Consider the following 23,744-nt stretch of genomic DNA (forward strand, 5'->3'; position numbering starts at 1 on the left):
CCTATGCGCCTGAAGAAAGCTGAGCGCGAACAAGTGCGGCTGAAATACGGCGGCCATTGCGCCTACTGTGGCGTGCTGCTGGGGGACCGGTGGCACGCCGATCACCTGGAACCCGTTATCCGGGTCGCTGATGAGCGTGTCGCCGAGCAGATTGATAAGCACAACCTCGGCAACATGATGCCAGCTTGCGCCCCCTGCAACATCAGCAAGGGCCGGCAGACGTTGGAAGGCTGGCGGGCCTGGATCGCCGGTCACATCAACTCCCTCAACAGCTACCACCCCATCTACCGGCTGGCCAAGTCGTACGGCCTGATCGCTGAGACCGGCGCGCCGGTGGTCTTCTACTTCGAAAAGGTGCAGTCATGATCACCAAGTGCGCAATCGGCTGCACCCTCTTCTTCTGGCTTCCATTGGTACTGACCATAAAGGCGGTGATCGGATGAGCGATCCAAAACCGAAACCTTGCCCTGAATGCGGCGACGATGACCTCGAAGTCGACAGCGCCGCGAATGCCGCGAGCTGGGTTGAATGCCGCGGCTGTGAATTCAAGCTCCAGCACGTCTGCTCCGAAGAGGCGGTGATCCGCCGCTGGAACAAGCTGACGCGCAAGTCAACGAAGGCACTTTCAATTCGGCAGCCGTGGGCATGGCTCATCCTTCACCGCGGCAAGGACGTTGAAAACCGAAGCTGGAACACGAAGTTTCGAGGTCGGTTCCTCTTACACGCATCGTCGAGTTGCACACGTAAGCAGTGGTCCGAGGCAGTTTCGTTTGCCCTGAAGGCTGGATTGATCAATCACCCAGCGGAGGTTCCACCAATCAACGAGCTGCTGCTCGGCGGCATCGTCGGCTCGGTGGAGTTGGTAGATAGCACTGATTCCAGCGAGTCGCCCTGGTACATGGGCGAGAAAGCCTTCCTTCTCCGCGATCCAAAGCCGCTGGCATTCACGCCGCTGAAAGGTCGCCTCAACTTCTTCGATGTTCCATCCGAATTGGTGACGCCATGATCGCCCTCGCCTGGTTCGCCTACGTGTGCTGCTACAAGGGGACGCGGTGATGAGTAACAGAATCGTTTGCCAGTTCAGTTGCGGTGCCGCCTCGGCGGTGGCGACCAAGCTGGCACTGGCGCAGTACGGTACGACACACGATGTGCAGATCATCAATGCATTCCTGGCAAATGAGCATCCCGACAACCGCCGCTTCGCCCTGGACTGCGAAGCGTGGTTCGGCCGCCAGGTGACTGTGCTGCGGGATGAGAAATACGGCGCTGACGCTCAGGAGGTGTTCCGGCGCGAGCGGTACATGAAGAACCAATACGGCGCGCCATGCACCAAGCTGCTCAAGCGCAGGCTGCTCGACACCTGGAAGCAACCAGGTGACGTAATGGTGTTCGGCTATACCGCCGAAGAGGCTGATCGCCTGGCTGACTTCCGCGAGCGCAACCCTGATCGGCCGGTTATTGCACCGCTGATTGATCGCGGCCTAGGCAAGGAAGACTGCAAGGCAATGATCGAGCGCGCCGGTATTGAGCTGCCGCTGATGTACCGCATGGGCTACGACAACGCCAACTGCATCGGCTGCGTGAAGGGTGGCGAAGGTTATTTCCGTGCTATTCGGGAAGATTTCCCGGAGCAATTTGAGGGGCTGTGCCTGATCCAAGACGACTTGGGCGAAGGCTCCTACCTTTTCCGCAACCGAACTACCAACGTGCGGTTTTCCCTTCGCGACCTTGGCGAAGGCCCAGTGCGGCGAAACGAGAAGATCCCGTCCTGCTCGTTTTTTTGCGAGATGGCCGAAGCCGACATCGCAAACAACTCGTAACCCCTCCCCCAACTCAATAGCCTGCCGCCCTACGGCGGGCGAGGAATTCGCATGCCTGATCAGAAAGACCACCTGCACGAAGAAATGAGCGCGGCCCTCGTTGAGGCTCGCCAAGTGATTGCCGCGGCGCTCAAGGCCGGGGCGCCCGACTGGTTCGACACAGACGAAAAGGTGGCGCAGCACGCCACCGTGCAACGGATCGACGCAGTCCTGGCCAAGGCCAGCGCATAACCCATCACCACCTTCTGCCGCCACGCGCGGCATGGAGCATCACAATGGCAAAAGTTCTGGCCCAGATCACGGTCAAGTTGCCGCGCCTAATGGAGGCGGGCGAATACAGGAAGCTCCGGTATGTCGGCGGCAAGCCAAGTCTGCAACAGTTGAAAAAATGGATTGAGGAAGGCGAAGTGGTAGGAGAGGTAAAAGGCGGGATGTATTTCGTCGACGTGCAAGCGGCCGTGATGGGGACAGACGATCCCCTGCTGGCCAAGATGTTGGAGATAGGCTGATGGCTGCCCGGCCGCGCACGCTCAAAAATAGGAAACTACCGCCAAATCTTTACCCGAACGGTAAATATTTTCGGTACCGGAACCCCATTACCGGCTTGATGACCAGCATCAACCGCCCACTTGAGGAGGCAATCAAGCTCGCGCACGCAGCAAACCTCAAGGTCGCAGCGCTGGTCGTCGATGACGGCGCGCTGCTGACTCTGCTGACGGGCGACCGGTTGCCGACGGTGAGCAACCTGCTGCAGCGGTTCAATGACGAATGGCTGGTGGACAAGGGCTATGCGGCGCGGACACTGGAAGAGATCAAATTCAAGCTCGAGCGGTACCGGCAAGATATCGGAGATCGCCTGATCGGGCAGATGGACGTACTGGCCATGGCTGAATACCTGGACCAGTTCAGCAACAACGCCTACACAAAGCATCGCGGGCTGTGGGTGCAGATCTTCGCTTTCGCCGTGGCCAAGGGGTTGGCCGAGCGCAATTGCGCCGAGCTGACGCTGGTCAAGAAGGAAGCCGAGAAGAAGCGCCAGCGGCACACGCTGAAAGGACTACAGACGATCATCGGCGCGGCGACCACGCCGCCCTGGCTGAAACGGGCAATCCGCCTGGCACTGGCCAGCCTCCAGCGCCGCGAGGATATCGTGACCTGGTTGAAGTCGGCGGTCGACATGGACAAGAACACGCTGACCGTGTCGCCGGGCAAGACTCAGGGGTACGACAACCCGGTTCACCTGAAGATCACCATGGGTGCAGCGCTGCGTGAGGTCGTCGGCGAATGCTTACGATCGCCGCTGGTCTCGCCCTACCTGATCCACTACAAGCCGAAGGCCCGGCGCCGTGAACAGATCGACGCCAAGGACCACTGGACGTCGGTAACGCCGGATTATCTGACCAAAGAGTTCAGCAAGGCGCGGGACGCGGCGCACGCTTACGACCATGTGCCCGCCGGTGAGCGCCCCACTTTTCACGAGATCCGCGCTTTAGGAGCATGGCTGTACGAGCAGCAAAACTTCCCACAGGAATACATCCAGGCGCTGCTGGGCCACGCGGACGAGAAGATGACGAAGCACTATCAGGAGGGACACGGCGACAAGACGATTGACTATGTTGAGGTGAGCGCCGAACTGGCGTTCTGAGGTGGGGGTTTTGCAAAAGTTTTGCAAAAGTTTTGCAAATCGCAGACAACAAAAAAGGGCTCACCTTTCGGTGAGCCCTTCTAGACCGCCCAGCAGAGCGGATTTTGTTTGGTAGGCGCGATTGGACTCGAACCAACGACCCCCACCATGTCAAGGTGGTGCTCTAACCAACTGAGCTACGTGCCTGCTGTGAGGCGGCATTCTACGGAATTCCGAAGGGGTGTCAACACCTTTTTTTCACCTAACCCTATGAATATGCAAAATATTTAATTTGCCCCTGACAACGCGGTTTTTCCGGTGGCTGGCGGAGGTTTTTCAACTCGGGTAGGATCAGCGCACTCGTAAAATATATTAAACAGAGGCGGCAGGATGGCGAACACCCCTTACCCAGAGTCTTATTACGCTGCGTCGGCCAACGCCGCGCCGTCACGTCCGGCGCTGCAGGATGAGGTAGAGACGGATGTCTGTGTGATCGGCGCCGGGTACACCGGGCTGTCCTCGGCGCTGTTTCTGCTGGAGAGCGGTTTTCGCGTGACCGTGCTGGAAGCGGCCAGGGTCGGCTTCGGCGCCTCGGGGCGCAATGGCGGGCAGATCGTCAACAGTTACAGCCGCGACATTGACGTGATCGAACGCAGCGTCGGCCCGAAGCAAGCGCAACTGCTTGGGCAGATGGCTTTCGAGGGTGGCCGGATCATTCGCGAGCGCGTGGCCAAATACAATATTCAATGCGATTTGAAAGACGGCGGCGTGTTCGCCGCGCTCACGCCCAAGCAGATGGGCCATCTGGAATCGCAGAAGCGCCTCTGGGAGCGCTTCGGTCATACGCAACTCGAACTGCTCGATCAACGCCGTATTCGCGAAGTCGTCGGTTGCGAGCAATACATCGGCGGCATGCTCGACATGAGCGGCGGGCATATCCACCCGTTGAACCTGGCGCTCGGCGAAGCGGCGGCGGTTGAATCTCTTGGCGGCACTATCTATGAACAGTCGCCGGCGGTGCGTATCGAACGCGGTGCCAATCCGGTGGTGCACACGCCGCAAGGCAAGGTCAGGGCCAAATTCATCATCGTGGCGGGCAACGCTTACCTCGGTAATCTGGTGCCGGAACTCGCGGCCAAATCCATGCCGTGCGGCACTCAAGTCATCACCACCGAGCCATTGGGCGATGAGTTGGCCAAGGCGCTGCTGCCGCAGGATTACTGTGTTGAAGATTGTAACTACCTGCTCGACTACTACCGCCTGACAAGCGACAAGCGCCTGATCTTCGGCGGTGGCGTGGTGTATGGCGCGCGGGACCCGGCCAATATCGAGGCGATCATCCGCCCGAAAATGCTCAAGGCTTTTCCGCAGCTCAAGGATGTGAAAATTGACTACGCCTGGACCGGAAATTTCCTGCTGACGCTGTCGCGCTTGCCGCAGGTCGGTCGCCTTGGCGACAACATCTATTACTCGCAAGGTTGCAGCGGCCATGGTGTCACCTACACGCACCTGGCGGGCAAGGTGTTGGCCGAAGCTTTGCGCGGCCAGGCCGAGCGTTTCGATGCGTTCGCCGACCTGCCGCACTACCCGTTCCCTGGCGGGCAGCTGCTGCGCACACCATTCGCCGCACTCGGTGCGTGGTACTACGGACTGCGCGACAAATTCGGAATGTAAAAAAGGGGCTTGCTGAATAGCGGCCCCTTTTTCATGAAACGTAGACTCAGAGCTGGTCCCGAGGTATCCCGCTACGGATCCGCACGATATCCGCCAGCACCGCCAAGGCGATTTCTGCCGGCGTCTTGCTGCCAAGATTGAGACCGATCGGCGCGTGAATCCGCGCCAGGTCGCCCTCCCCAGCCCACCAATCCGACGCAAGCGCTCGAAGCGCTTTTGCGAAGTCTGCAGTGAACCCATTACGCCGATGTAGAACGCTTCGGTGCGCACCGCTTCCATCATCGCCAGATCGTCGATGCGTGGATCGTGCGTCAGCGCCACCACCGCGGTGTCGCGATGGCAGCCGCCATCAGCAATGAACACCGACGGCAACTGTCGACGAATCTCCACGCCGTCCAGCCTGACTCCTTCGAGCGCTTCATCACGCGGATCACAGAGAATCACCTCGAAGCCGAGACCCACGGCGAACTCGGCACACGCCTGCGCGACGCTGGAGTACCCGGCGAGCAACAAGCGCTGCGCAGCGCCGATACGAATGCGCACCCGATCAAGCTCGCGCTCGATCCGCGCACCCTGCTCGCGATCAGCGAACAGACTGCGCGCACCATCAGCCAGATCGACCTCGCGAATCAGACGACGCTGACCGAGCAGCGCCGATTGCAATTCGTGCAGATGCGCTTGCACCTCGCAGTCGGCTTCGAGCTTTTCCACCAGCACATCAAGAATGCCGCCGCAGGGCAGACTGACTCGCGAGCGCGGATCGTCCCCCCTCGCCGTAACGCACAACGTTGACGGCATTCAAAAAGGCACCTTCGGCGACGCGTTGGAGAAAATTCTCCTCGACGCAACCACCGGACAGCGACCCGATCCACTGCCCGCCCTCGCTGACCGCCAACAGCGACCCCGGCGCGCGCGGTGCTGAGCCATAGGTGGCCAACACCGTGCACAGCCAGATGCGCTGCCCGGCCTGTGACCACTCCAGCGCCCGTCGCACCACTTGCAGATCGAGATGCTGCATGTCAGTGCGCCTTGTGCTCGATCGACGGAGCGTCCGCTTGCAGCTTCTGCACCTCGCTCACCGCCAGCTCTGTCGATTGCCCGCCCCAGCCTTGACGCAGGTAGTTGAGCAGATCGGTCAGTTGCTCAGGACTGAGCTTGTCGGCGAAACCCGGCATTGGTTGCATGTGCTCGAACCCGGAAAACTTCTGTTCGCCGATGCCGTCCTCGATCACGCGCAGCAGGTTACGCGGGTCTTCGAGACGCAACGTGGTGTTGCCGCGCATGGCCACCGCGATGTGCGGCTTGCCTTCGCCACCCGCCGCGTGGCAGCCGGCGCAGACATTCAGGTATTCCTGACGGCCACGCTGGGCACTGGCGCCAAGCTGCTCGACTGGCACTTCAACCAGCGCCTTGGCTGCCGGTGGTTGCTCACCCAGCAGGAAGGTCGCCATGGCTGCAAGATCTGCATCCTTGAGGCCCTGAGTGCTGTTGTGAAACACCGGGAACATCTCGTTGAACATCGTGCCCTGTGCACTCATGCCGTGTTTAAGAAATGTCGCCAGATCCTGCTGGTTCCAGCCGCGCGCAGCCAGATCGGTGGCGAGCAGGCTCGGTGCGAGGTAGCCGTTGAGAATGCCGCCCGTCAGACGCTTGTCCAACTGCATTGCTCCCGGCAGGCCGCGCGGGGTATGGCATTCGCCGCAGTGGCCGAGCACTTCGACCATGTACTGGCCGCGCTTCCACGCTTCGCTTTTGCCTTCGGCCGGCTCCAGCTTCAAGTCTTTACCGTAAAGCATGTTCCAGCCCATCAGCCCCGGGCGCACGTTAAACGGAAAGCTCAGGCTGGTCACGGGTGCGGCGCGCTCGATCGGCTCGATGGTTTTCAGATACGCATGGATCGCGTCGGAGTCTGCGCGCGGCATCAGGTGATACGAGGTATACGGCATAGCTGGATACAGGTTTGCCCCGTCGCGCCGCTTGCCTTCGGTCAGTGCAGCGAAAAACTCGTCATCGTTGTACAAACCGATGCCGTATTTCTTGCTCGGGGTGATGTTGGTGCCGTAGATCGTGCCGAACGGCGAGACGATCGGCAACCCGCCGGCAAACGGCGCGCCACCGGCAGCGGTGTGGCAAGCCATGCAGTCAGCCGCGCGGGCGAGGGATTCGCCGCGTTTGACTTGCTCATCGGCATGGGTGAACAACGCTGGCGCGGCAAGGCCGACCGCCAGCGTCAAGCGGGTCAGTAAACGCTTCATGTCAACCCTCCTTGACCAGGCCGAGATCGGTCAGCACGTTGCGGGTGGCGTTGTAATAACGTACGTACCCGGTGCAACGGCAGACGTGATGGCCAAGGCTGTCCTCGATGACTTGTTCCAGCTGGCTTTTGACGATCGGCTGGCGCTGCAGCTTTTCCACCAGCACCGTCGCGGCGTTGACGAAGCCCGGCGCGCAGTAGCTGCACTGGAAGGCGAACTCATCGACGAAGCGTTGCTGGATCGGATTCAGCTCAGTGACCTGCCCGTGCTCGTCACGCTTGGCGTGGGACTCGATGGTGCGGACCTTTTTGCCCTCGAAATAATGCGCGCCGGTGATGCAGGTGCGCACTTCTTCGCTGGTGCCATCCGGGTTGTCGACAATCACCACGCAGGCGTGGCAGATACCCTGGCCACAGCCCAGACGCGAACCAGTGAGGTTTTTGTATTCGTGCAGGTAGTCGATCATCGGCAGGTCATCAGGGATGTCCACCGGGCCGACGGATTGACCGTTGAGGGTCAGTTGAAGCGGACGGTTAGCCATTGAGGGCCTCCTTGATGCGCGCAGCAGTGATGGGCAGGTCGCGAACACGTTTACCGATGGCGTGGGCCACGGCGTTACCGATGGCACCGACAACCGGGATCATCACCACTTCGGCGATGCCTTTGGACGGATCGCTCGGCGACAACGGCGGCAGAATTTCCGCGGTCTGCTTCCACACCGCAACGTGACGGGCCATCGGCAAGCGATAGCGGTTGAAGTTCCAGTCCCCCTCCCCCGGCCCACCTTCGTACAGCGGCATTTCTTCCATCAAGGCGTGCCCGATGCCCATGGCGATACCGCCTTCAAGCTGGCCCCTGACCAGTTCTTCGACCAGCACGCGGCCGCACTCGACCCACGAATGGTGGTTGAGCACTTCAACTTCGGCAGAGCCTTTGTTGACCTTCAGTTCGACCAGCGTGGCGACCGGGCTGTAGTAAGTCACTGCCGCGTTGTTCAGTTGCACCACCGGATAGTTGATGTTCTGGCGATCGAGCAAATGGAAACCGGCACTGTTCATCTGCGCCTTTTTCGCTTGCGGCGCGCCATCACCGTACTTCACCGCCAGACCGTCGAGCGGCAAGCGCTCGCGTACGCCGTCGATGCTGTATTCAGCCTCGGCCCAGCTCCAGCGGTTGAACCCGTGCACGGTGGCTGCGGTGACCAAACCGCGCTCGTGAGCGCGCTTGGCCAGTTCTTCAAAGCTCAGCGGCTGCATGCCGTTGGCGGTGAGTTTACCGTCCACCCAGTGCGCATCTTCGCGACGCACCACGTAAGGATTGGCCTGGCCGCCATACGGACCCTGACGCCAGATCTCCAGCGCGGCGGGCCACAAGCCATGATTGAACAGCACGCGCGCCGCTTCACGGGTGGCGTGGCTGAAGTAGTAAGCCGAGTTGGTCGCCGAGGATGCCGAAGCCAGTTTGCCGACCCAACGCGGGTTGCGCAGCAGGCTGTCCTGCTCGGCCTGGCTCATAATGTAAGGGTTGCCGCTGGTGATCAGCTGCATTTCCTTCCATTCGGTTTCGCCGGTCTTCACGTCATGAGCCGGGCTGCCGAGGAAATCGGCGACAACCAGTGCTTGCGAGGTGGACATGCCGGTGCCGATTTCGATGCCGATGTGACGCAGACTGATGCGCCCGTCAGCGCTGAACTCGATGCTGGCCATCGGCGCTTCGGAACCGGTACCGAAGTCTTTCTGGCAAATAGCGAAACCGACGCCGTACCAGTTGTTCGGGTCTGCCGCTTCGCGTTGCTGCTTGATCGCGTTGCGGTTTTTCCAGACTTCGTGCACTGCGGCTTTGTCGAGGATTTCGTGCAGGCGCAGCGCACCGGCAGGAATCGCGCCCTGAGTGTTTTTCATGCCCGAACGCAGGGCATTCTTGCGGCGCAGATCAATCGCGTCGACACCCAGGCGATCGGCGATTTCATCGACCATCATTTCGGTCGACGCCATGCTCTGCAACGTGCCGTATCCGCGCATCGAACCCGCTTCCACCGCCCGCGAGTGATACGCGGTGACCTGCAGATCGTTCTGCGGCATGTAGTAGATCGACTGCGCCGCTGTCGCACCGACCGCCGCCACCGACGGGCTGTAGTTGACCCGGCCGCCACCGTCGACGTTCATTTCCGCGCGGAAAATCTTGAAGGTGTAGTCGTTCTTGTCCACCGCCAACTGGTAGCGAATGTCGAACGGGTGACGCTTGATGCCACTCTGGAACTGCTCGTAGCGATCGTTGGCCAGACGCACCGGCACGCCGGCGCCATACAGCGCAGCGAGGGCTGCGTAGTAGACGAAAATATTGTGGTCCTTGGAGCCGTAACCGACGGTGTAGCCGGGGTGCATGTTCAGGTTGGCGAGGCCAAAACGCGACGGCGCGATCATTTTCGCGGTCTCGGTCGCCACTTCCAGCGGGCACTGGGTGGCCACGACGAAGTGCAGGGTCTTGGTCTGCGGATCGTACCAGCCGTTGCCGTTGTCCGGCTCCAGCGCGGCCGGCTCGATCGATGGCGTCTTGTAGCGCTCGTCGAACACCAGCCAGTTGTCTGGCGGCGTATCGATCTCTTTCTTCATGCGATCGGCGTAGAACAGGCCGCGCTCGGTCAGGTTGCCGTGCAGGTTCGGCTGGGAATTCCACACCGGGCGACGGTTTTTCAGCATCGGGAACAGGATCGAGTCCTTGAGGCTGGCAAACTCGTCTTCATCCGCCGAGGTCGGCCCGCCGACACGTACATAGCGGAAGCTGCCGTAGGGATCGCCTTCGTAGAACGGCACTTTGTCGCCGTAACGAATCGCCTTGTCGTTGAATTTGAGCTGGTTCTTGGCCTGACGGAAACGCTCGAAATCGTTCCAGATCAGGATCGCCACCGGGTGGCCGATGAACATCGGTACCTTGCCTTCCGGCAGCAATGGATCAGGGGCGTGTTCTTCGGGGAAGACAATGCCGTCCTTGTCCAGGTCAGCGGCGGTGACGATGCGGTCCGGCTGCAACCCGGTGCCGAGCCAGGACAGGTCGAAGCCGTTGTAGATTCGGTCAGCCTTGATGGTTTTCAGCAACATGGCGTGGCCTTGCTGCTGCGGCCAGCCGGGCATGTCTTTGGAACGTATGTCGCGAGCAAACACTTTGCTGCCGCAGACCTTGGACAAGGCATCGTTACGCTGACGCGCCTTGCCATTGTTGCCGAGCCACTGCTCGGAGGGCACGGTGACGCTGTTTTCCATCAAGGCAGCCAGCGCCTGACTGCTGAGCGGCGTGAGCGTGACGCTCACTCCCGCCACCAGCCCGCCCTGGAGGAACGAGCGCCGGGATATTTCACGGTTGGACATGGATCATCCTCTGGGCGGTTATGTATCCGCCCTTGTGGTTATCTACTGGGGATCTCGAGTCTTGCAGAAGCCCTTTCTGGCGAAGCAAAGAGCTGTGTTGACAGTGCAAAGCTGACCGAAAGGTTAACTTTAAAGGTTTCCGAGGCCGCAGCAAACAACCAGACACAAAAAAGCTGACTAAATAATCAAAAAATCAATGCGGCGTGGTATCGCAGCAACTGATTTGAAAATCGAATCCTGTAGGAGTGAGCCTGCTCGCGATCGCGATTTTTCAGTCACAAAGTTGGCGACTGGACTACCGTGATCGCGAGCAGGCTCACTCCTACAAGGGATTTGCGCTGGATTCAGGAGGAAAAGCCAAATTTCAGACACAAAAAACCCCGGTCTTTCGACCAGGGTCTTTGCTATCGATTCCGAATCCGCCAATGGCTGACTTCGGTGCTTCAAGGCGTTCAGTGGTCCTTGGAGCAGATATGGCGCAGCGGACGGGACTCGAACCCGCGACCCCCGGCGTGACAGGCCGGTATTCTAACCGACTGAACTACCGCTGCGTATCGCTTTGAGCTTGCGCTCAAGTAACTCGTTTTGACTGCAGGCTTCGGTGCTCTGCAATCGCGAACCAGATTGATCTGACTCGTAAAATATGGCGCAGCGGACGGGACTCGAACCCGCGACCCCCGGCGTGACAGGCCGGTATTCTAACCGACTGAACTACCGCTGCGCGTCGGTGCAGGCACTTTCAGCCTACGTTCTTGCTTGCGCAAGTTCTCGGGAGTGGTGGGTGATGACGGGATCGAACCGCCGACATTCTGCTTGTAAGGCAGACGCTCTCCCAGCTGAGCTAATCACCCGTTTGCATCTCCGAGGCCGCGAAATTTACGCAGGTAGCGAACCTAAGTCAATAGCAGGATTGGAGTTTTTTTCAAAAACAGCTTTTAGCTGCAAGCTATCAGCTGCAAGAAAAAGCATGAACACCCAAAGCAGGTACATCACCGCCCTTCTTCAACTTGCAGCTTGAAGCTAGAAGCTCGAAGCTGACGCTCACTGCTCGTAAATCATTTTCTTGGTCATGCCGCCATCGACGACGAATTCCTGCCCGGTAACAAACCCGGCATTCCTCGACAGCAACCACGCCACCATCGCCGCGACGTCTTCGACCGTGCCTACCCTGCCCGCCGGATGCTGGGCGTGATCGGCATCCGCCAGCGGTTCGGCGCGCCGCGTAGAGGGGTCGCGCGCATCGATCCAGCCGGGGCTGACGGCATTGACGCGAATCTCCGGGCCGAGGCTGATCGCCAGTGCGTGAGTCAGCGCCAGCAGCCCGCCCTTGCTTGCCGCATACGCCTCGCTATCTGCTTCGGACTGGCGGGCGCGGGTCGAGGCCAGATTGACGATCGAACCGTTGTGCGCGCGCAAGTACGGCGCGCAGTGCTTGGCCAGCAGCATCGGCCCGCTGAGGTTCACCGCCAGCACGCGATTCCAGTACGCCAGATCAAGGCTTTCCAGTGTGATGTTATGCGGATCAGCCACAGCGGCGTTGCAGACCAGCGCATCGAGCCGGCCAAATTGACCCAGCACCTCAGCCACCCCCAAGGCGACCTGACTCTCGTCGGCGACATCCATGGCGATGAACCAGGCATTCTCACCCAGCACCTTCGCCACTTTTGATCCCCGAGCGCGATCCAGATCGGTCAGCACCACTTGCCAGCCTTCGCTGATCAGCCAGGCCGAGATCCCCAGACCGATGCCACGCGCGGCGCCTGTGACCAGCGCAACGCGGCCATGGGTGCCTGCGCTCGGCGTAGACAACTCAATCACAACGCAGCCAGACCGCGCGCCAGATCGGCCTGCAGATCAGCGACGTCTTCCAGTCCGACCGCAATGCGGATCAGGCTGTCACGAATACCCGCCGCTTCGCGCTCCTGCGGCGCCAGTCGGCCGTGGGAGGTGGTGCTCGGATGGGTGATGGTGGTCTTGCTGTCGCCCAGGTTGGCGGTGATCGAGATCAGACGAGTGGCGTCGATGAAGCGCCAGGCGCCCTCCTTGCCCCCTTGACTTCAAAACTGACCACCGCGCCGAAGGCCTTCTGCTGACGCTGCGCCAGTTCGTGCTGCGGGTGACTTTTGAGGCCGGCGTAATGGACCTTCTCGATGCCTTCCTGCTGCTCCAGCCATTCGGCCAGCTCTTGCGCGTTGGCGCAATGCGCCTTCATGCGCAGGTTGAGAGTTTCCAGGCCCTTGAGGAAAATCCACGCATTGAAGGGGCTTAAGGTCGGCCCGGCGGTACGCAGGAAGCCCACGACTTCTTTCATTTGCTCGCTGCGACCAGCGACCACACCGCCCATGCAACGGCCCTGGCCGTCGATGAATTTGGTCGCCGAATGCACGACGATGTCTGCGCCCATTTTCAGCGGTTGCTGCAACGCCGGCGTGCAGAAGCAGTTATCAACCACCAGCATCGCGCCTTTGCCGTGAGCGATCTCTGCCAGCGCCGCGATATCGACCAGTTCGGCCAGCGGATTGGAGGGCGACTCGACAAAAAGCAATTTGGTGTTGGATTTGATCGCCGCATCCCACGCCGACAGATCGGCAAGCGGCACATAATCGACTTCCACGCCGAAGCGCTTGAAGTACTTCTCGAACAGGCTGATGGTCGAACCGAATACGCTGCGCGACACCAGCACGTGATCGCCGGCGCTGCACAGGCTCATCACCACCGCCATGATTGCGGCCATGCCAGTGGCGGTCGCAACGGCCTGCTCGGCACCTTCCAGCGCAGCAATGCGCTCTTCGAATGCGCGCACGGTCGGGTTGGTGTAGCGCGAGTAGACGTTGCCCGGCACTTCACCGGCAAACCGTGCGGCCGCATCGGCAGCGGTACGGAACACGTAGCTGGAGGTGAAGAACATCGGATCGCCGTGTTCGCCTTCCGGCGTACGGTGCTGACCGGCGCGTACGGCCAGAGTATCGAACGCTACGCCTTCGAGGTCGCTGTCCAGCCGACCGGCATCCCATTCCTGACTCATGCTGTCACTCCTTGCCCTGTGCTCGAAAATTGAATATCAGATACAAAACCGGCCCCTCAGGGCCGGTAGAAACTCAGTTGTTGTACAGATCGATGATCGCACTGACCGCCTGGGTCTTGACCTTCGAGGCATCGTTGCGTGCCTGTTCGATCTTGTTCAGGTACGCCTCGTCGACATCGCCAGTGACGTACTTGCCGTCAAACACCGCACAATCGAACTGCTCGATCTTGATCTTGCCGCCACCGACTGCTTCGATCAAGTCCGGCAGATCCTGATAGATCAGCCAGTCAGCGCCGATCAGATCGGCCACGTCCTGGGTCGAGCGGTTATGCGCGATCAGTTCGTGGGCGCTCGGCATGTCGATGCCGTACACGTTCGGGAAGCGCACCGCCGGGGCGGCCGAGCAGAAGTAGACGTTTTTCGCGCCGGCTTCGCGGGCCATCTGGATGATCTGCTTGCAGGTGGTGCCACGCACGATCGAGTCGTCGACCAGCATCACGTTCTTGCCGCGGAATTCCAGCTCGATGGCGTTGAGCTTCTGGCGCACCGACTTCTTGCGTGCCGCCTGGCCGGGCATGATGAAGGTCCGGCCGATGTAGCGGTTCTTGACGAAACCTTCGCGGAATTTCACGCCCAGATGATTGGCCAGTTCCAGTGCCGCGGTCCGGCTGGTGTCCGGAATCGGGATGACCACGTCGATATCGTGTTCCGGACGCTCGCGCTGGATCTTCTCGGCGAGCTTCTCACCCATGCGCAGACGCGCCTTGTAGACCGACACGCCATCGATGATCGAATCCGGACGCGCCAGATAGACGTGCTCGAAGATGCACGGGGTCAGCGACGGATTGGTCGCGCACTGACGGGTGTGCAGCTTGCCGTCTTCGGTGATGTACACCGCTTCGCCCGGGGCGAGGTCGCGAATCAGGGTGAAACCGAGCACGTCCAGCGAAACGCTTTCCGAGGCGATCATGTACTCGACACCTTCGTCGGTGTGACGCTGGCCGAAGACGATCGGACGGATGCCGTGCGGATCACGGAAACCGACAATGCCGTAACCGGTGACCATCGCCACGACCGCGTAACCACCGACGCAACGGTTGTGCACGTCGGTCACGGCGGCAAACACGTCTTCTTCGGTCGGTTGCAGCTTGCCGCGCTGGGCCAGCTCGTGGGCGAACACGTTGAGCAGCACTTCCGAGTCGGAACTGGTGTTGACGTGACGCAGATCGGATTCGTAGATTTCCTTGGCCAACTGTTCAACGTTGGTCAGGTTACCGTTGTGCGCCAGGGTGATGCCGTAAGGCGAGTTGACGTAGAACGGCTGGGCTTCAGCTGAAGTCGAGCTGCCCGCTGTCGGGTAACGGACGTGGCCGATACCCATGTGGCCGACCAGGCGCTGCATGTGACGCTGCTGGAACACGTCCCGCACCAGGCCATTGTCCTTGCGCAGGAACAACCGGCCATCATGGCTGGTCACGATACCGGCAGCGTCCTGGCCGCGGTGCTGGAGCACGGTTAGCGCGTCATACAGCGCCTGATTGACGTTCGACTTACCGACGATACCGACGATGCCACACATGCGACGCAACCCCTACTTAATGGATCTGAACTGAACAACACTCACTGAGGCGTTTTCGCCGCCGGCAAGAGTTGCTCCTTGAACGGAATATCAGCGGGTACGCTGATTCCGCTGGCAAGCCACTGACTGCTCCACCCGAGAATCAGGTTTTTGGACCAGTCGGCGACCAATAGAAACTTGGGTACGAGCTGTGATTCTTTCCACCACCCGTCCTGCTGTACCGGCCCCAGGCTCAACAGCCCGACCGCCACGACCACCAGCAACACGCCACGCGCTGCGCCGAAGGCCATGCCGAGGAATCGATCGGTCCCGGACAACCCGGTGACGCGAACCAACTCGCCGATAAGATAATTGATCATTGCGCCCACGATCAGTGTGGCGACAAACATGATGGCACAGCCCGCGATCACGCGAGCCGATGGGGTTTCGATGTATCCGGCGAGGTACTCGGACAATGAGCCACCGAACATCCAGGCAACGGCTCCTGCGATGATCCAGGTCACCAGCGATAATGCTTCCTTGACGAAGCCGCGGCTCAGACTGATCAAAGCGGAGATGGCGATGATTGCAACGATCGCCCAGTCAACCCAGGTAAATGGCACAGTGCAGCCTACAGACGGATAAGGCGGCGCATTTTAGCAGAGCGCATGCCTCTCGGTAAGCTGCGATTTCCTGTGCTTTTCAATCGAGGCGATAGTTTTTAACCGCGCTCGGGCTGGAAACGCACAACAAAGCCTTTGAGGTTCTGCTGACGGCTGAGCAGATCGCGCAGACGATCGGCTTCGGCGCGCTCGATCAGCGGACCGACGAACACCCGATTCTTGCCGTCGGCAGAACGAATGTAGGCGTTATAGCCCTGGCTGCGCAGGTTTTTCTGCAAGCTTTCGGCACTGGCGCGGCTCGACAGACTGGCCAGTTGCACCGACCAGCTCACCGACAGACCATTGGCATCGACGCGGCTTTGCGCCGGGTCAGGCTTGGTCGACGATGAAGTAATCGGCTGCGCCGGTGCCGGAATCGGCTTGGACACTGCAGGCGGCGCTGCCGGTTTGGCGATGGCGATAGGCGCAGTGGGGGCTGGCGCTGGCGCGGCGGGGACCACTGGAGCTGCCGGCGCGGTATCTTCGGCGACCTCTTCGTCGGTTGGCACAGGCTCTTGCGGCAAGGCTTGCGGCTCCGGTACAGCGACCGGCTCCATTTGCACCTGCGGCACGACCGGCGCTTGCGGCGCAGTCGGCGCATCCACGGTCACCTGCCGCTGCTCATCCTGACGGGAAAACAGCATCGGCAGGAAGATCACTGCCAAGGCTACCAGCACCAGCGCACCAACCATACGCTGCTTGTACGCTTTATCCAGCAAAGCCATTTGCCGCTTCCTCCGTGGAGCGCCGGGACAGCCATTCAAGGGCCTCGGCGACACAATAAAATGAGCCGAACAACAGAATCTCGTCGTCAGCGGTCGCCAGCGCGCACTGCCCTTGCAAAGCGGCGGCGACACTGGCGTAAGACGTGACAGAGGCGCCAAGCCCCTGCAACGCCGCGTGCAATTCGGCAACCGGGCGCGCGCGCGGCGAATCCAGCGGCGCTACCGCCCAGTGCTGGACACTAGCATTCAATTCGCCGACAACACCATCCAGATCCTTGTCGGCCAGCAGGCCGAACACCGCCAGACGCTTACCGCGCGGCGGACGCGCCGCCAAGCGACGCGCCAGGTATTCAGCGGCATGCGGATTGTGACCGACATCCAGCAACAGATTCAGACGTTTGCCGTTCCACTCGAAGGTGCGCCGATCAAGGCGCCCGACTACGCGCGTGGCCTGCAATGCAGCCACGATCTGCTGCGCATCCCAGGGCAACCCGAGCAACAGGTACGCCTGCAAGGCCAGCGCGGCGTTTTCCATCGGCAGATCGAGCAGCGGCAAATCGCGCAGCTCAACCACTTGGCCCTGCGCATCGGTCCCGCGCCACTGCCAGTGCTGATCAGTGATACCAAGGTCGAAATCACGCCCGCGCAAGAAAAACGGGCACGCCAGTTCGCGCGCCTTGTCGAGCAGCGGTTGCGGAGGATTGAGATCGCCACACAAGGCAGGTTTGCCCTGTCGGAAGATACCGGCCTTTTCAAAGGCCACGGATTCGCGGGTGTCTCCAAGATAGTCAGCGTGATCGACGCCGATACTGGTCACCAGCGCGATGTCGGCATCGACCACGTTGACCGTATCCAGCCGCCCGCCCAGGCCGACTTCCAGCACCACCGCATCCAGTCCGGCCTGTTGAAACAGCCAGAACGCCGCCAGCGTGCCCATTTCGAAGTAAGTCAGGGAAGTGTCGCCGCGCCCGGCCTCGACGGCAGCAAAGGCCTGGCACAACTGTGCATCAGTGGCTTCGATGCCATTGAGCTGCACCCGCTCGTTGTAACGCAGCAGGTGCGGAGAATTGTAGACACCAACGTTCAGGCCCTGCGCACGCAGCAATGACGCCACGAATGCGCAAGTCGAACCCTTGCCGTTGGTGCCAGTGACCGTGATCACCCGAGGCGCCGGCTGGCCAAGCCCCATGCGGGACGCTACCTGTTGCGAACGCTCCAGCCCCATGTCGATGGCTGAGGGATGCAATTGTTCAAGGTAGGCGAGCCATTCGCCAAGGGTGCGCTCGGTCATAGGCCGGCAGGGACCGGTGGCACAACGATCGGCTCGACGGGCGCAGCAACGAATTTTGGTGTCGGCTTGCCAGTCATTTGCGCCAGCAGGTTACCCAGACGCGGGCGCAGCTCCTGACGATGGATGATCATGTCGATCGCGCCGTGCTCCAGAAGGAACTCGCTGCGCTGGAAACCTTCCGGCAGTTTTTCCCGCACGGTTTGTTCGATAACGCGCGGGCCGGCGAAACCGATCAGCGCTTTCGGCTCACCGACAATGACGTCGCCAAGCATCGCCAGACTGGCGGAAACACCGCCGTAGACCGGGTCGGTCAGCACCGAGATGAACGGAATGCCTTCTTCACGCAGACGCGCCAGTACCGCCGAAGTCTTGGCCATTTGCATCAGCGAGATCAGTGCTTCCTGCATGCGCGCACCGCCGGAAGCAGCGAAGCAGATCATCGGGCAACGGTTTTCCAGCGCGTAGTTGGCAGCGCGGACAAAGCGCTCACCGACGATGGCGCCCATCGAACCGCCCATGAAATTGAATTCGAAAGCCGAAACCACCACCGGCATGCCCAGCAGGGTGCCGCTGACCGAGATCAGCGCGTCTTTCTCGCCGGTCTGCTTCTGCGCCGCAGTCAGGCGGTCCTTGTACTTCTTGCCGTCGCGGAATTTCAGACGGTCAACCGGCTCCAGATCGGCGCCCAGTTCATTGCGACCTTCGGCATCGAGGAAAATATCGATGCGCGCGCGTGCGCCGATGCGCATGTGGTGGTTGCACTTGGGGCAAACGTCCAGGGTCTTTTCCAGCTCCGGACGGTACAGCACAGCCTCGCACGAAGGGCATTTGTGCCACAAACCTTCAGGCACCGAGCTCTTCTTGACCTCCGAGCGCATGATCGAAGGGATCAGTTTGTCTACTAACCAGTTGCTCATGCTTTCTTTCTCCAGTACCGGCGGCCCGAACGCTCTGGTTCGCAGCCCCGCGTATGCCCTTGAGCTAAATTCATGTGTGTGGCGATGATTGCCGCCAGCCACGGTCAGCGCAAAACATGACCTGCGTGCGAAACAACAACCCTCAGCCGCGCCTGCCGTGTGCAGGTGCATTGATGGACGGCGGCAGACTGCCAGCCGTCACATCCTTATGGTGCTTTGCGTACCGCCTCGATGAATGCCCGAATCTTTGCGTGATCCTTGATGCCCTTGCTCAGCTCCACCCCGCCGCTGACGTCCACCGCGTAGGGTTTTACCCGGGCGACCGCATCAGCGACGTTCTCGGGTGTCAAACCGCCCGCCAGAATCAACGGTTTGCTCAAATGCTGCGGAATCAGTGACCAGTCGAATGCTTCCCCGGTTCCGCCGGGCACGCCCTCAACGTACGTGTCGAGCAGCACGCCACTGGCGCCCGGATAAGCGTCACAAGCCGCCGCGATGTCGTCACCGGCCTTGACCCGCAACGCCTTGATGTACGGCCGATGCCAGCCTTCACAGTCCTCGGCGGCTTCATCACCATGAAACTGCAGCAGGTCCAGCGGCACCGCATCGAGGATTTCGCCGAGTTCGCAGCGGCTGGCGTTGACGAACAGGCCGACCGTGGTGACGAATGGAGGCAGCGCCTGAATGATCGCCCGGGCCTGCTGCACGCTTACGGCCCGCGGACTCTTGGCATAGAACACCAGACCGATCGCGTCGGCCCCGGCTTCAACCGCGGCGAGCGCATCGTCGATGCGGGTAATCCCGCAAATCTTGCTGCGAACGGCTGACATGTGGAAAAACTCCGAGGCTAAATCCGGGAAAGTTCCGGATGGTAACAAAAGCGTTCGAGGGCGTCAGCCGTCAAGTTCGGAGAAACCCGTAAGGAAATGTGGCCCGATGAAACGCTCCGGCAGCGGAAATTCATCGTGGTATTCGACTTGCACCAGATACAGACCGTAAGGATGCGCGGTCACCCCGCCGGAGCGGCGTTCGCGGCTTTCCAGTACTTCTTTCATCCACTCCACCGGGCGCTCGCCTGCACCGATGGTCATCAGCACACCCGCAATATTGCGCACCATGTGATGCAGAAAGGCATTGGCGCGAATATCCAGCACGATCATTTTGCCGTGCCGGGTCACACGCAGGTGATGCATCTTCTTGATCGGTGACTTGGCCTGACACTGGCCGGCGCGAAACGCACTGAAATCATGAGTACCGATCAGATATTGCGCTGCCTCGGCCATGCGCTCGACGTCCAGCGGACGGTGATTCCAGGTGATTTCTTCGTTGAGATGCGCCGGGCGGATCTGGTCGTTGTAGATCACATACCGATAACGCCGGGCGATCGCTTTGAAGCGCGCATGAAAGTGCGCCGGCATCACCCGCGCCCAGCTGACGCTGATGTCATGGGGCAGATTGATGTTGGCACCCATGACCCAGGCCTTCAGCGAGCGATCGACCTGAGTGTCGAAATGCACCACTTGCCCGCAGGCATGCACGCCGGCGTCGGTACGCCCGGCGCATTGCAGTGAAACCGGCGAATTGGCTACTTTCGACAAGGCCTTTTCGAGTTCTTCCTGAACCGTCGCGACACCCGTCAGCTGCCGCTGCCAGCCGCTGTAGCGCGAGCCTTTGTACTCGACGCCCAGCGCGACGCGGTAAAAGCCGTCGGGGGCCATTTCGGCGACCGGGTTATCTATGTTTGCCAAGGTGGGACAGCCTGCTGTGTTTGCAAAGGCGGGCATTATAAGGCGGTGGTTCAGGGATGCCAGAGGTTCTCTGTCGCCTGATCTGCCGCCATCGCTGGCAAGCCAGCTCCCACATTGATTTGCGGCGTGCACCCAACCTGTGGGAGCTGGCTTGCCAGCGATGACGACGGCACTGACAACCCTTTATCCGGCACCAACAAAAACGGCAGCCCCACCGGGCTGCCGCTTGTTGTTTACCGCTGAACTTACGCCAGGTGGGAAAGCATTTCCTTGGCCTCGGCCCGCTGGGTTTCATTACCCTCGGTCAACACTTCATTGAGGATGTCGCGAGCGCCGGCGTGATCCTCCATATCGATATAGGCCTGAGCCAGATCAAGCTTGGTTGCGGCCTCGTCAGTACCCGCGAGGAAGTCAAAATCGTCCTCACCCAGATCATCACCCAGCGCCGCGTCGGCCTCGGTGAAGGTCGGTTCGGCGATGCTTTGCGACAGGCGATCGAGCTCGGCGTTGACATCATCCAATTCGTTCGTGAACGCGTTCGACTCGGTGGCCGGGTTGCTGTCCATTTCGTCGGCCAGCGACAGATCGAAATCCGCCGGCAGTTCCAGATCATCCTGCGCCACGTCGGCGACGACTGGCGCCTCGACCGGCGGCAGATCCTTCACGCCCTCGTCCAGATCAAGCAGGAAGTCGTCTTCTGCCAGGGTCGTCGGGGACGGCTCGGCCCCCAGGTCCATATCGAGATCGAAGTCCGACAGGTCGTCGAGATTCTCTTTCGCTTCGGTCTGCTGTTGCAGCACCGATTCGAAACTCAGGTCGTCGTCGGCCGGAAACGCGTCCAGCTCGACCGGCGCTTCAGGCTCGACCGCTGGCGCCGGTTCAACCGGGGTAATGTTGTCGAGATCGTCCAGGCTCAGGTCGAATGCGCTGTCCAGGTCATCTTCAGCCGGCGCAGGCGCCTCAGGCTCGTCGAGCAGCAGGTCCTTGACGTATTGCGCATCCAGTTCGGCGGCGACCGCCGCAGCGGCCAGACCGCCCGCAGCCACAAGCGCCATCGCCGGGAAGCGGCTTTTCAGCGCTTCGACCTTGGCGAAGTTGTCGCCGTTGGCCACCAGTTGCCGCTCCTGCGCGACGAACGCGTCGCGATCGCCCTGCTGACCGTAGACTTCCATCAGCTTCAGACGCAGGTCACTGCGCTCCGGCTCGAGGCTGACACCCTCTTCCAGCAGCGCGGCCGCCTGATTCAGACGCCCGGCATTGATATGCGACTGAGCCTTGTCGAGCACATCATCGGAGCGATCCGCAGCTGGCGCCACCAGCGGCGCGGCAATCGGCTCAGCCATGACCACTGGCGCCACGATAGGTGCAGGAGTCGGTGCAGGCGCAGGCGCCGGGGTATTGAGCTTGACGCTCGCCGCTGGGGTTTCCAGGCCTTCGAAGCTGCTTTCCGGCAGATCCTGTTCAGCGGAGAATTCTTGCTCTTCGGCCAGCGCACGGGCCATGCGCACATGCTTCTCGGCTTCCTGCTGGGCTTTGCGGCGACGGGCCAGCAACAACAGCAGAAGCAGCAGCACCACCGCACCGCCGCCAATCAGACCCAGCAGGATCGGATTGGTCAGCAGCTCATTGAAGGTCTTGTCGTCGTCAGCGGTCGGCGTGGTTTCGACAACCGGCTCGACCACTGGCTCAACCGGAGTTTCTGCCGGTGGCGCGATCGCCGATTCCGGGGTTGGCGATGCCGAGGCAGCGTCAGCCGGAGTGGCCGGCGGTGTCGCCGCCAATTCAGCGGTGATTGCCGGTACCGGCGGCACCGCACCAGTGGCCCCAGGCGCAGCGCCGGCACCATCGGCCTGCATCTTCGCCAGTTGATTGTTCTTCAGCTCGATCAGCTTTTGCAGCTTGTCCAACTGGCTTTGCAGATCGGCCATGCGGCTTTTCAGTTCCTCGTTGTCACGACGGGTCGTGTCGAGGTTTTCCTGAGTGATCGCCAGTTTGTTGCTCAGCGCCTGTGCGTCGCCCGCCCGGCCCTTGCCGCCAGCCTTGGCGCTTTCGGCGGAGACCAGGCTCAGGTTGTCCTGAGCGTTGGCCGCAGCACCGGCATTGCCACGACCGCGATTGGTGGCATCGAGCTGCTGCTGACCGCTGCCCGGCTTGGCCACATAACGCCGGCCCTGACGCCAGGCTTCGTTCTGCGCTGCAACTTCGGCGATGGCAGCCGACTGCGGCAACGCCGTGCTTTGTACAGGATCTGGCAGACGCAATACCTGGCCGGTTTTCAGGCGGTTGATGTTGCCGCCGATAAATGCATCCGGATTCAGCGCTTGAATGGCCAGCATGGTCTGCTGCACCGAGCCGCCGTTACGCGCCTTCGCGGCGATTTCCCAGAGGGTATCGCGCGGTGTGGTGGTGTATTGCCCGCGGTGCGTGGCGCCCGTGGTCGGTGCGGCGATGGTTGGCGCCGGTGCCGGTTGGGCGGCGGCGTCTGCGGTCTGCGGCGAGAACTTCGATGGATCCAGCAGCACGCTGTAATCGCGCAGCAAGCGGCCGTTTGGCCACATCACCTGCACGAGGAATTTCACCATTGGTTCCGACAGCGGCTTGCTCGAAGTCACGCGCAAAACGCTTTTGCCGCTGGCGTTGAGCACCGGGGTAAACGTCAGATCATTGAGGAAAGCCTGGCGGTCAACGCCGGCCTTGGCGAAATCTTCAGGTGAGGCCAGGCTCGGCACCACTTCTGCCGCGGTGAGATCCTTGACATCAAGCAGCTCGATTTCAGCCACCAGCGGCTGGTTCAGGGTCGACTTCAGGGTCAGCTCCCCGAGCCCGAGGGCATGCGCCATACCGGAGGACAGCGCCGAGGCGGCCGCTATTGCTAACACCAGTTTGCGAACTTGAACCATAGCCTCATCCTTTGTTTGAACGTTCCTCGGCCAGCGAGAAGCTTTTGAATAGCGCTGCCGTAAGGCATTGCGCGCAACGACGACAGATGTCGCGCGCGATCATTTCTTTGATGCCCCGGAAAGTCCCGGAGGGCTGACACGTCATCGACGTTTCGGATCAAGCATAGCGCTGACCTAGAA

The 23,744-nt window shown here is 60.9% G+C and carries 19 protein-coding genes, 4 tRNA genes and 2 pseudogenes; 7 read left to right on the forward strand and 18 right to left on the reverse strand.

Annotated elements, in window-relative coordinates; genetic code table 11:
- Positions 1 to 3 precede the first annotated feature (3 nt).
- The 6 genes from M0746_RS15250 to M0746_RS15275 all read left to right on the forward strand — a co-directional run bounded on the left by M0746_RS15250 (position 4) and on the right by M0746_RS15275 (position 3,465).
- Positions 4 to 366, forward strand: coding sequence for an HNH endonuclease (locus M0746_RS15250; RefSeq protein ID WP_258449776.1), 363 nt, complete (start codon positions 4 to 6; stop codon positions 364 to 366).
- Between the two features lie 232 nt (positions 367 to 598).
- Positions 599 to 1,006 (forward strand): ASCH domain-containing protein, encoded by a 408-nt coding sequence (locus M0746_RS15255; RefSeq protein ID WP_446731300.1) that lies wholly within the window; start codon positions 599 to 601, stop codon positions 1,004 to 1,006.
- Between the two features lie 49 nt (positions 1,007 to 1,055).
- Positions 1,056 to 1,820, forward strand: a complete 765-nt coding sequence (locus M0746_RS15260; RefSeq protein ID WP_258451490.1) for a hypothetical protein — start codon at positions 1,056 to 1,058, stop codon at positions 1,818 to 1,820.
- Positions 1,821 to 1,871: 51 nt separating this feature from the next.
- A complete protein-coding gene (locus M0746_RS15265; protein ID WP_258449778.1) occupies positions 1,872 to 2,051 on the forward strand; it encodes a hypothetical protein in 180 nt (59 codons plus the stop codon).
- A 44-nt stretch (positions 2,052 to 2,095) separates the two neighbouring features.
- Positions 2,096 to 2,329, forward strand: coding sequence for a hypothetical protein (locus M0746_RS15270; protein ID WP_258449779.1), 234 nt, complete (start codon positions 2,096 to 2,098; stop codon positions 2,327 to 2,329).
- Positions 2,329 to 3,465, forward strand: coding sequence for a tyrosine-type recombinase/integrase (locus M0746_RS15275; protein WP_258449780.1), 1,137 nt, complete (start codon positions 2,329 to 2,331; stop codon positions 3,463 to 3,465). Before M0746_RS15270 ends, M0746_RS15275 begins: the two co-directional genes overlap by 1 nt.
- Positions 3,466 to 3,574: 109 nt before the next feature.
- Here M0746_RS15275 and M0746_RS15280 read toward each other — a convergent pair.
- Positions 3,575 to 3,651, reverse strand: a tRNA-Val gene (locus M0746_RS15280).
- A gap of 183 nt (positions 3,652 to 3,834) precedes the next feature.
- Here M0746_RS15280 and M0746_RS15285 point away from each other — a divergent pair.
- Complete coding sequence (locus M0746_RS15285; protein ID WP_258449781.1) at positions 3,835 to 5,118, forward strand: NAD(P)/FAD-dependent oxidoreductase; 1,284 nt, start codon at positions 3,835 to 3,837, stop codon at positions 5,116 to 5,118.
- Positions 5,119 to 5,164: 46 nt separating this feature from the next.
- On the opposite strand, the pseudogene M0746_RS15290 reads toward M0746_RS15285, so the two are convergent.
- The 17 genes and pseudogenes from M0746_RS15290 to M0746_RS15370 all read right to left on the reverse strand — a co-directional run bounded on the left by M0746_RS15290 (position 5,165) and on the right by M0746_RS15370 (position 23,564).
- Positions 5,165 to 6,136 (reverse strand): annotated as a pseudogene (locus tag M0746_RS15290) (XdhC family protein).
- Position 6,137: 1 nt separating this feature from the next.
- Positions 6,138 to 7,373 (reverse strand): c-type cytochrome, encoded by a 1,236-nt coding sequence (locus M0746_RS15295; protein ID WP_258449782.1) that lies wholly within the window; start codon positions 7,371 to 7,373, stop codon positions 6,138 to 6,140.
- A 1-nt stretch (position 7,374) separates the two neighbouring features.
- Entirely contained in the window at positions 7,375 to 7,914 is a 540-nt protein-coding gene (locus M0746_RS15300) for a (2Fe-2S)-binding protein (RefSeq protein ID WP_258449783.1), read from the reverse strand.
- On the reverse strand, positions 7,907 to 10,738 hold the full coding sequence (locus M0746_RS15305) for a xanthine dehydrogenase family protein molybdopterin-binding subunit (protein ID WP_258449784.1): 2,832 nt from the start codon (positions 10,736 to 10,738) through the stop codon (positions 7,907 to 7,909). The genes M0746_RS15300 and M0746_RS15305 overlap by 8 nt, the downstream gene beginning before the upstream one ends.
- Before the next feature lie 474 nt (positions 10,739 to 11,212).
- Positions 11,213 to 11,289, reverse strand: a tRNA-Asp gene (locus M0746_RS15310).
- A 93-nt stretch (positions 11,290 to 11,382) separates the two neighbouring features.
- Positions 11,383 to 11,459: transfer RNA gene (locus tag M0746_RS15315), tRNA-Asp, on the reverse strand.
- Between the two features lie 54 nt (positions 11,460 to 11,513).
- A tRNA-Val gene (locus tag M0746_RS15320) sits at positions 11,514 to 11,589 on the reverse strand.
- 190 nt (positions 11,590 to 11,779) lie between these two features.
- Positions 11,780 to 12,556 (reverse strand): SDR family oxidoreductase, encoded by a 777-nt coding sequence (locus M0746_RS15325; protein WP_258449785.1) that lies wholly within the window; start codon positions 12,554 to 12,556, stop codon positions 11,780 to 11,782.
- Positions 12,553 to 13,763: pseudogene (locus M0746_RS15330) on the reverse strand (O-succinylhomoserine sulfhydrylase). Before M0746_RS15330 ends, M0746_RS15325 begins: the two are co-directional and overlap by 4 nt.
- A gap of 73 nt (positions 13,764 to 13,836) precedes the next feature.
- Positions 13,837 to 15,342 carry an amidophosphoribosyltransferase gene (purF, locus tag M0746_RS15335; RefSeq protein WP_090282656.1) on the reverse strand — a complete coding sequence of 502 codons (1,506 nt, stop codon included), beginning with the start codon at positions 15,340 to 15,342 and terminating at the stop codon, positions 13,837 to 13,839.
- A gap of 41 nt (positions 15,343 to 15,383) precedes the next feature.
- The gene (locus M0746_RS15340) at positions 15,384 to 15,944 is read right to left on the reverse strand and encodes a CvpA family protein (RefSeq protein WP_090282655.1); all 561 of its coding nucleotides are present in this window, start codon (positions 15,942 to 15,944) and stop codon (positions 15,384 to 15,386) included.
- A gap of 98 nt (positions 15,945 to 16,042) precedes the next feature.
- Positions 16,043 to 16,708, reverse strand: a complete 666-nt coding sequence (locus tag M0746_RS15345) for an SPOR domain-containing protein (protein WP_258449786.1) — start codon at positions 16,706 to 16,708, stop codon at positions 16,043 to 16,045.
- Positions 16,692 to 17,999: a bifunctional tetrahydrofolate synthase/dihydrofolate synthase gene (folC, locus tag M0746_RS15350; protein WP_258449787.1), complete on the reverse strand. Its 1,308-nt coding sequence runs from the start codon at positions 17,997 to 17,999 to the stop codon at positions 16,692 to 16,694. The genes M0746_RS15345 and folC overlap by 17 nt, the downstream gene beginning before the upstream one ends.
- The gene (gene accD / locus M0746_RS15355; protein WP_090282652.1) at positions 17,996 to 18,916 is read right to left on the reverse strand and encodes an acetyl-CoA carboxylase, carboxyltransferase subunit beta; all 921 of its coding nucleotides are present in this window, start codon (positions 18,914 to 18,916) and stop codon (positions 17,996 to 17,998) included. Before accD ends, folC begins: the two co-directional genes overlap by 4 nt.
- Before the next feature lie 206 nt (positions 18,917 to 19,122).
- Positions 19,123 to 19,746, reverse strand: coding sequence for a phosphoribosylanthranilate isomerase (locus M0746_RS15360; protein WP_258449788.1), 624 nt, complete (start codon positions 19,744 to 19,746; stop codon positions 19,123 to 19,125).
- Positions 19,747 to 19,809: 63 nt separating this feature from the next.
- Positions 19,810 to 20,634, reverse strand: coding sequence for a tRNA pseudouridine(38-40) synthase TruA (gene truA / locus M0746_RS15365; protein WP_047600206.1), 825 nt, complete (start codon positions 20,632 to 20,634; stop codon positions 19,810 to 19,812).
- 275 nt (positions 20,635 to 20,909) lie between these two features.
- Positions 20,910 to 23,564: a FimV/HubP family polar landmark protein gene (locus M0746_RS15370; protein WP_258449789.1), complete on the reverse strand. Its 2,655-nt coding sequence runs from the start codon at positions 23,562 to 23,564 to the stop codon at positions 20,910 to 20,912.
- Between the last annotated feature and the right edge of the window lie 180 nt (positions 23,565 to 23,744).

Source organism: Pseudomonas sp. S11P7 (genome assembly GCF_023195435.1).
GTDB lineage: Bacteria > Pseudomonadota > Gammaproteobacteria > Pseudomonadales > Pseudomonadaceae > Aquipseudomonas > Aquipseudomonas fluorescens_G.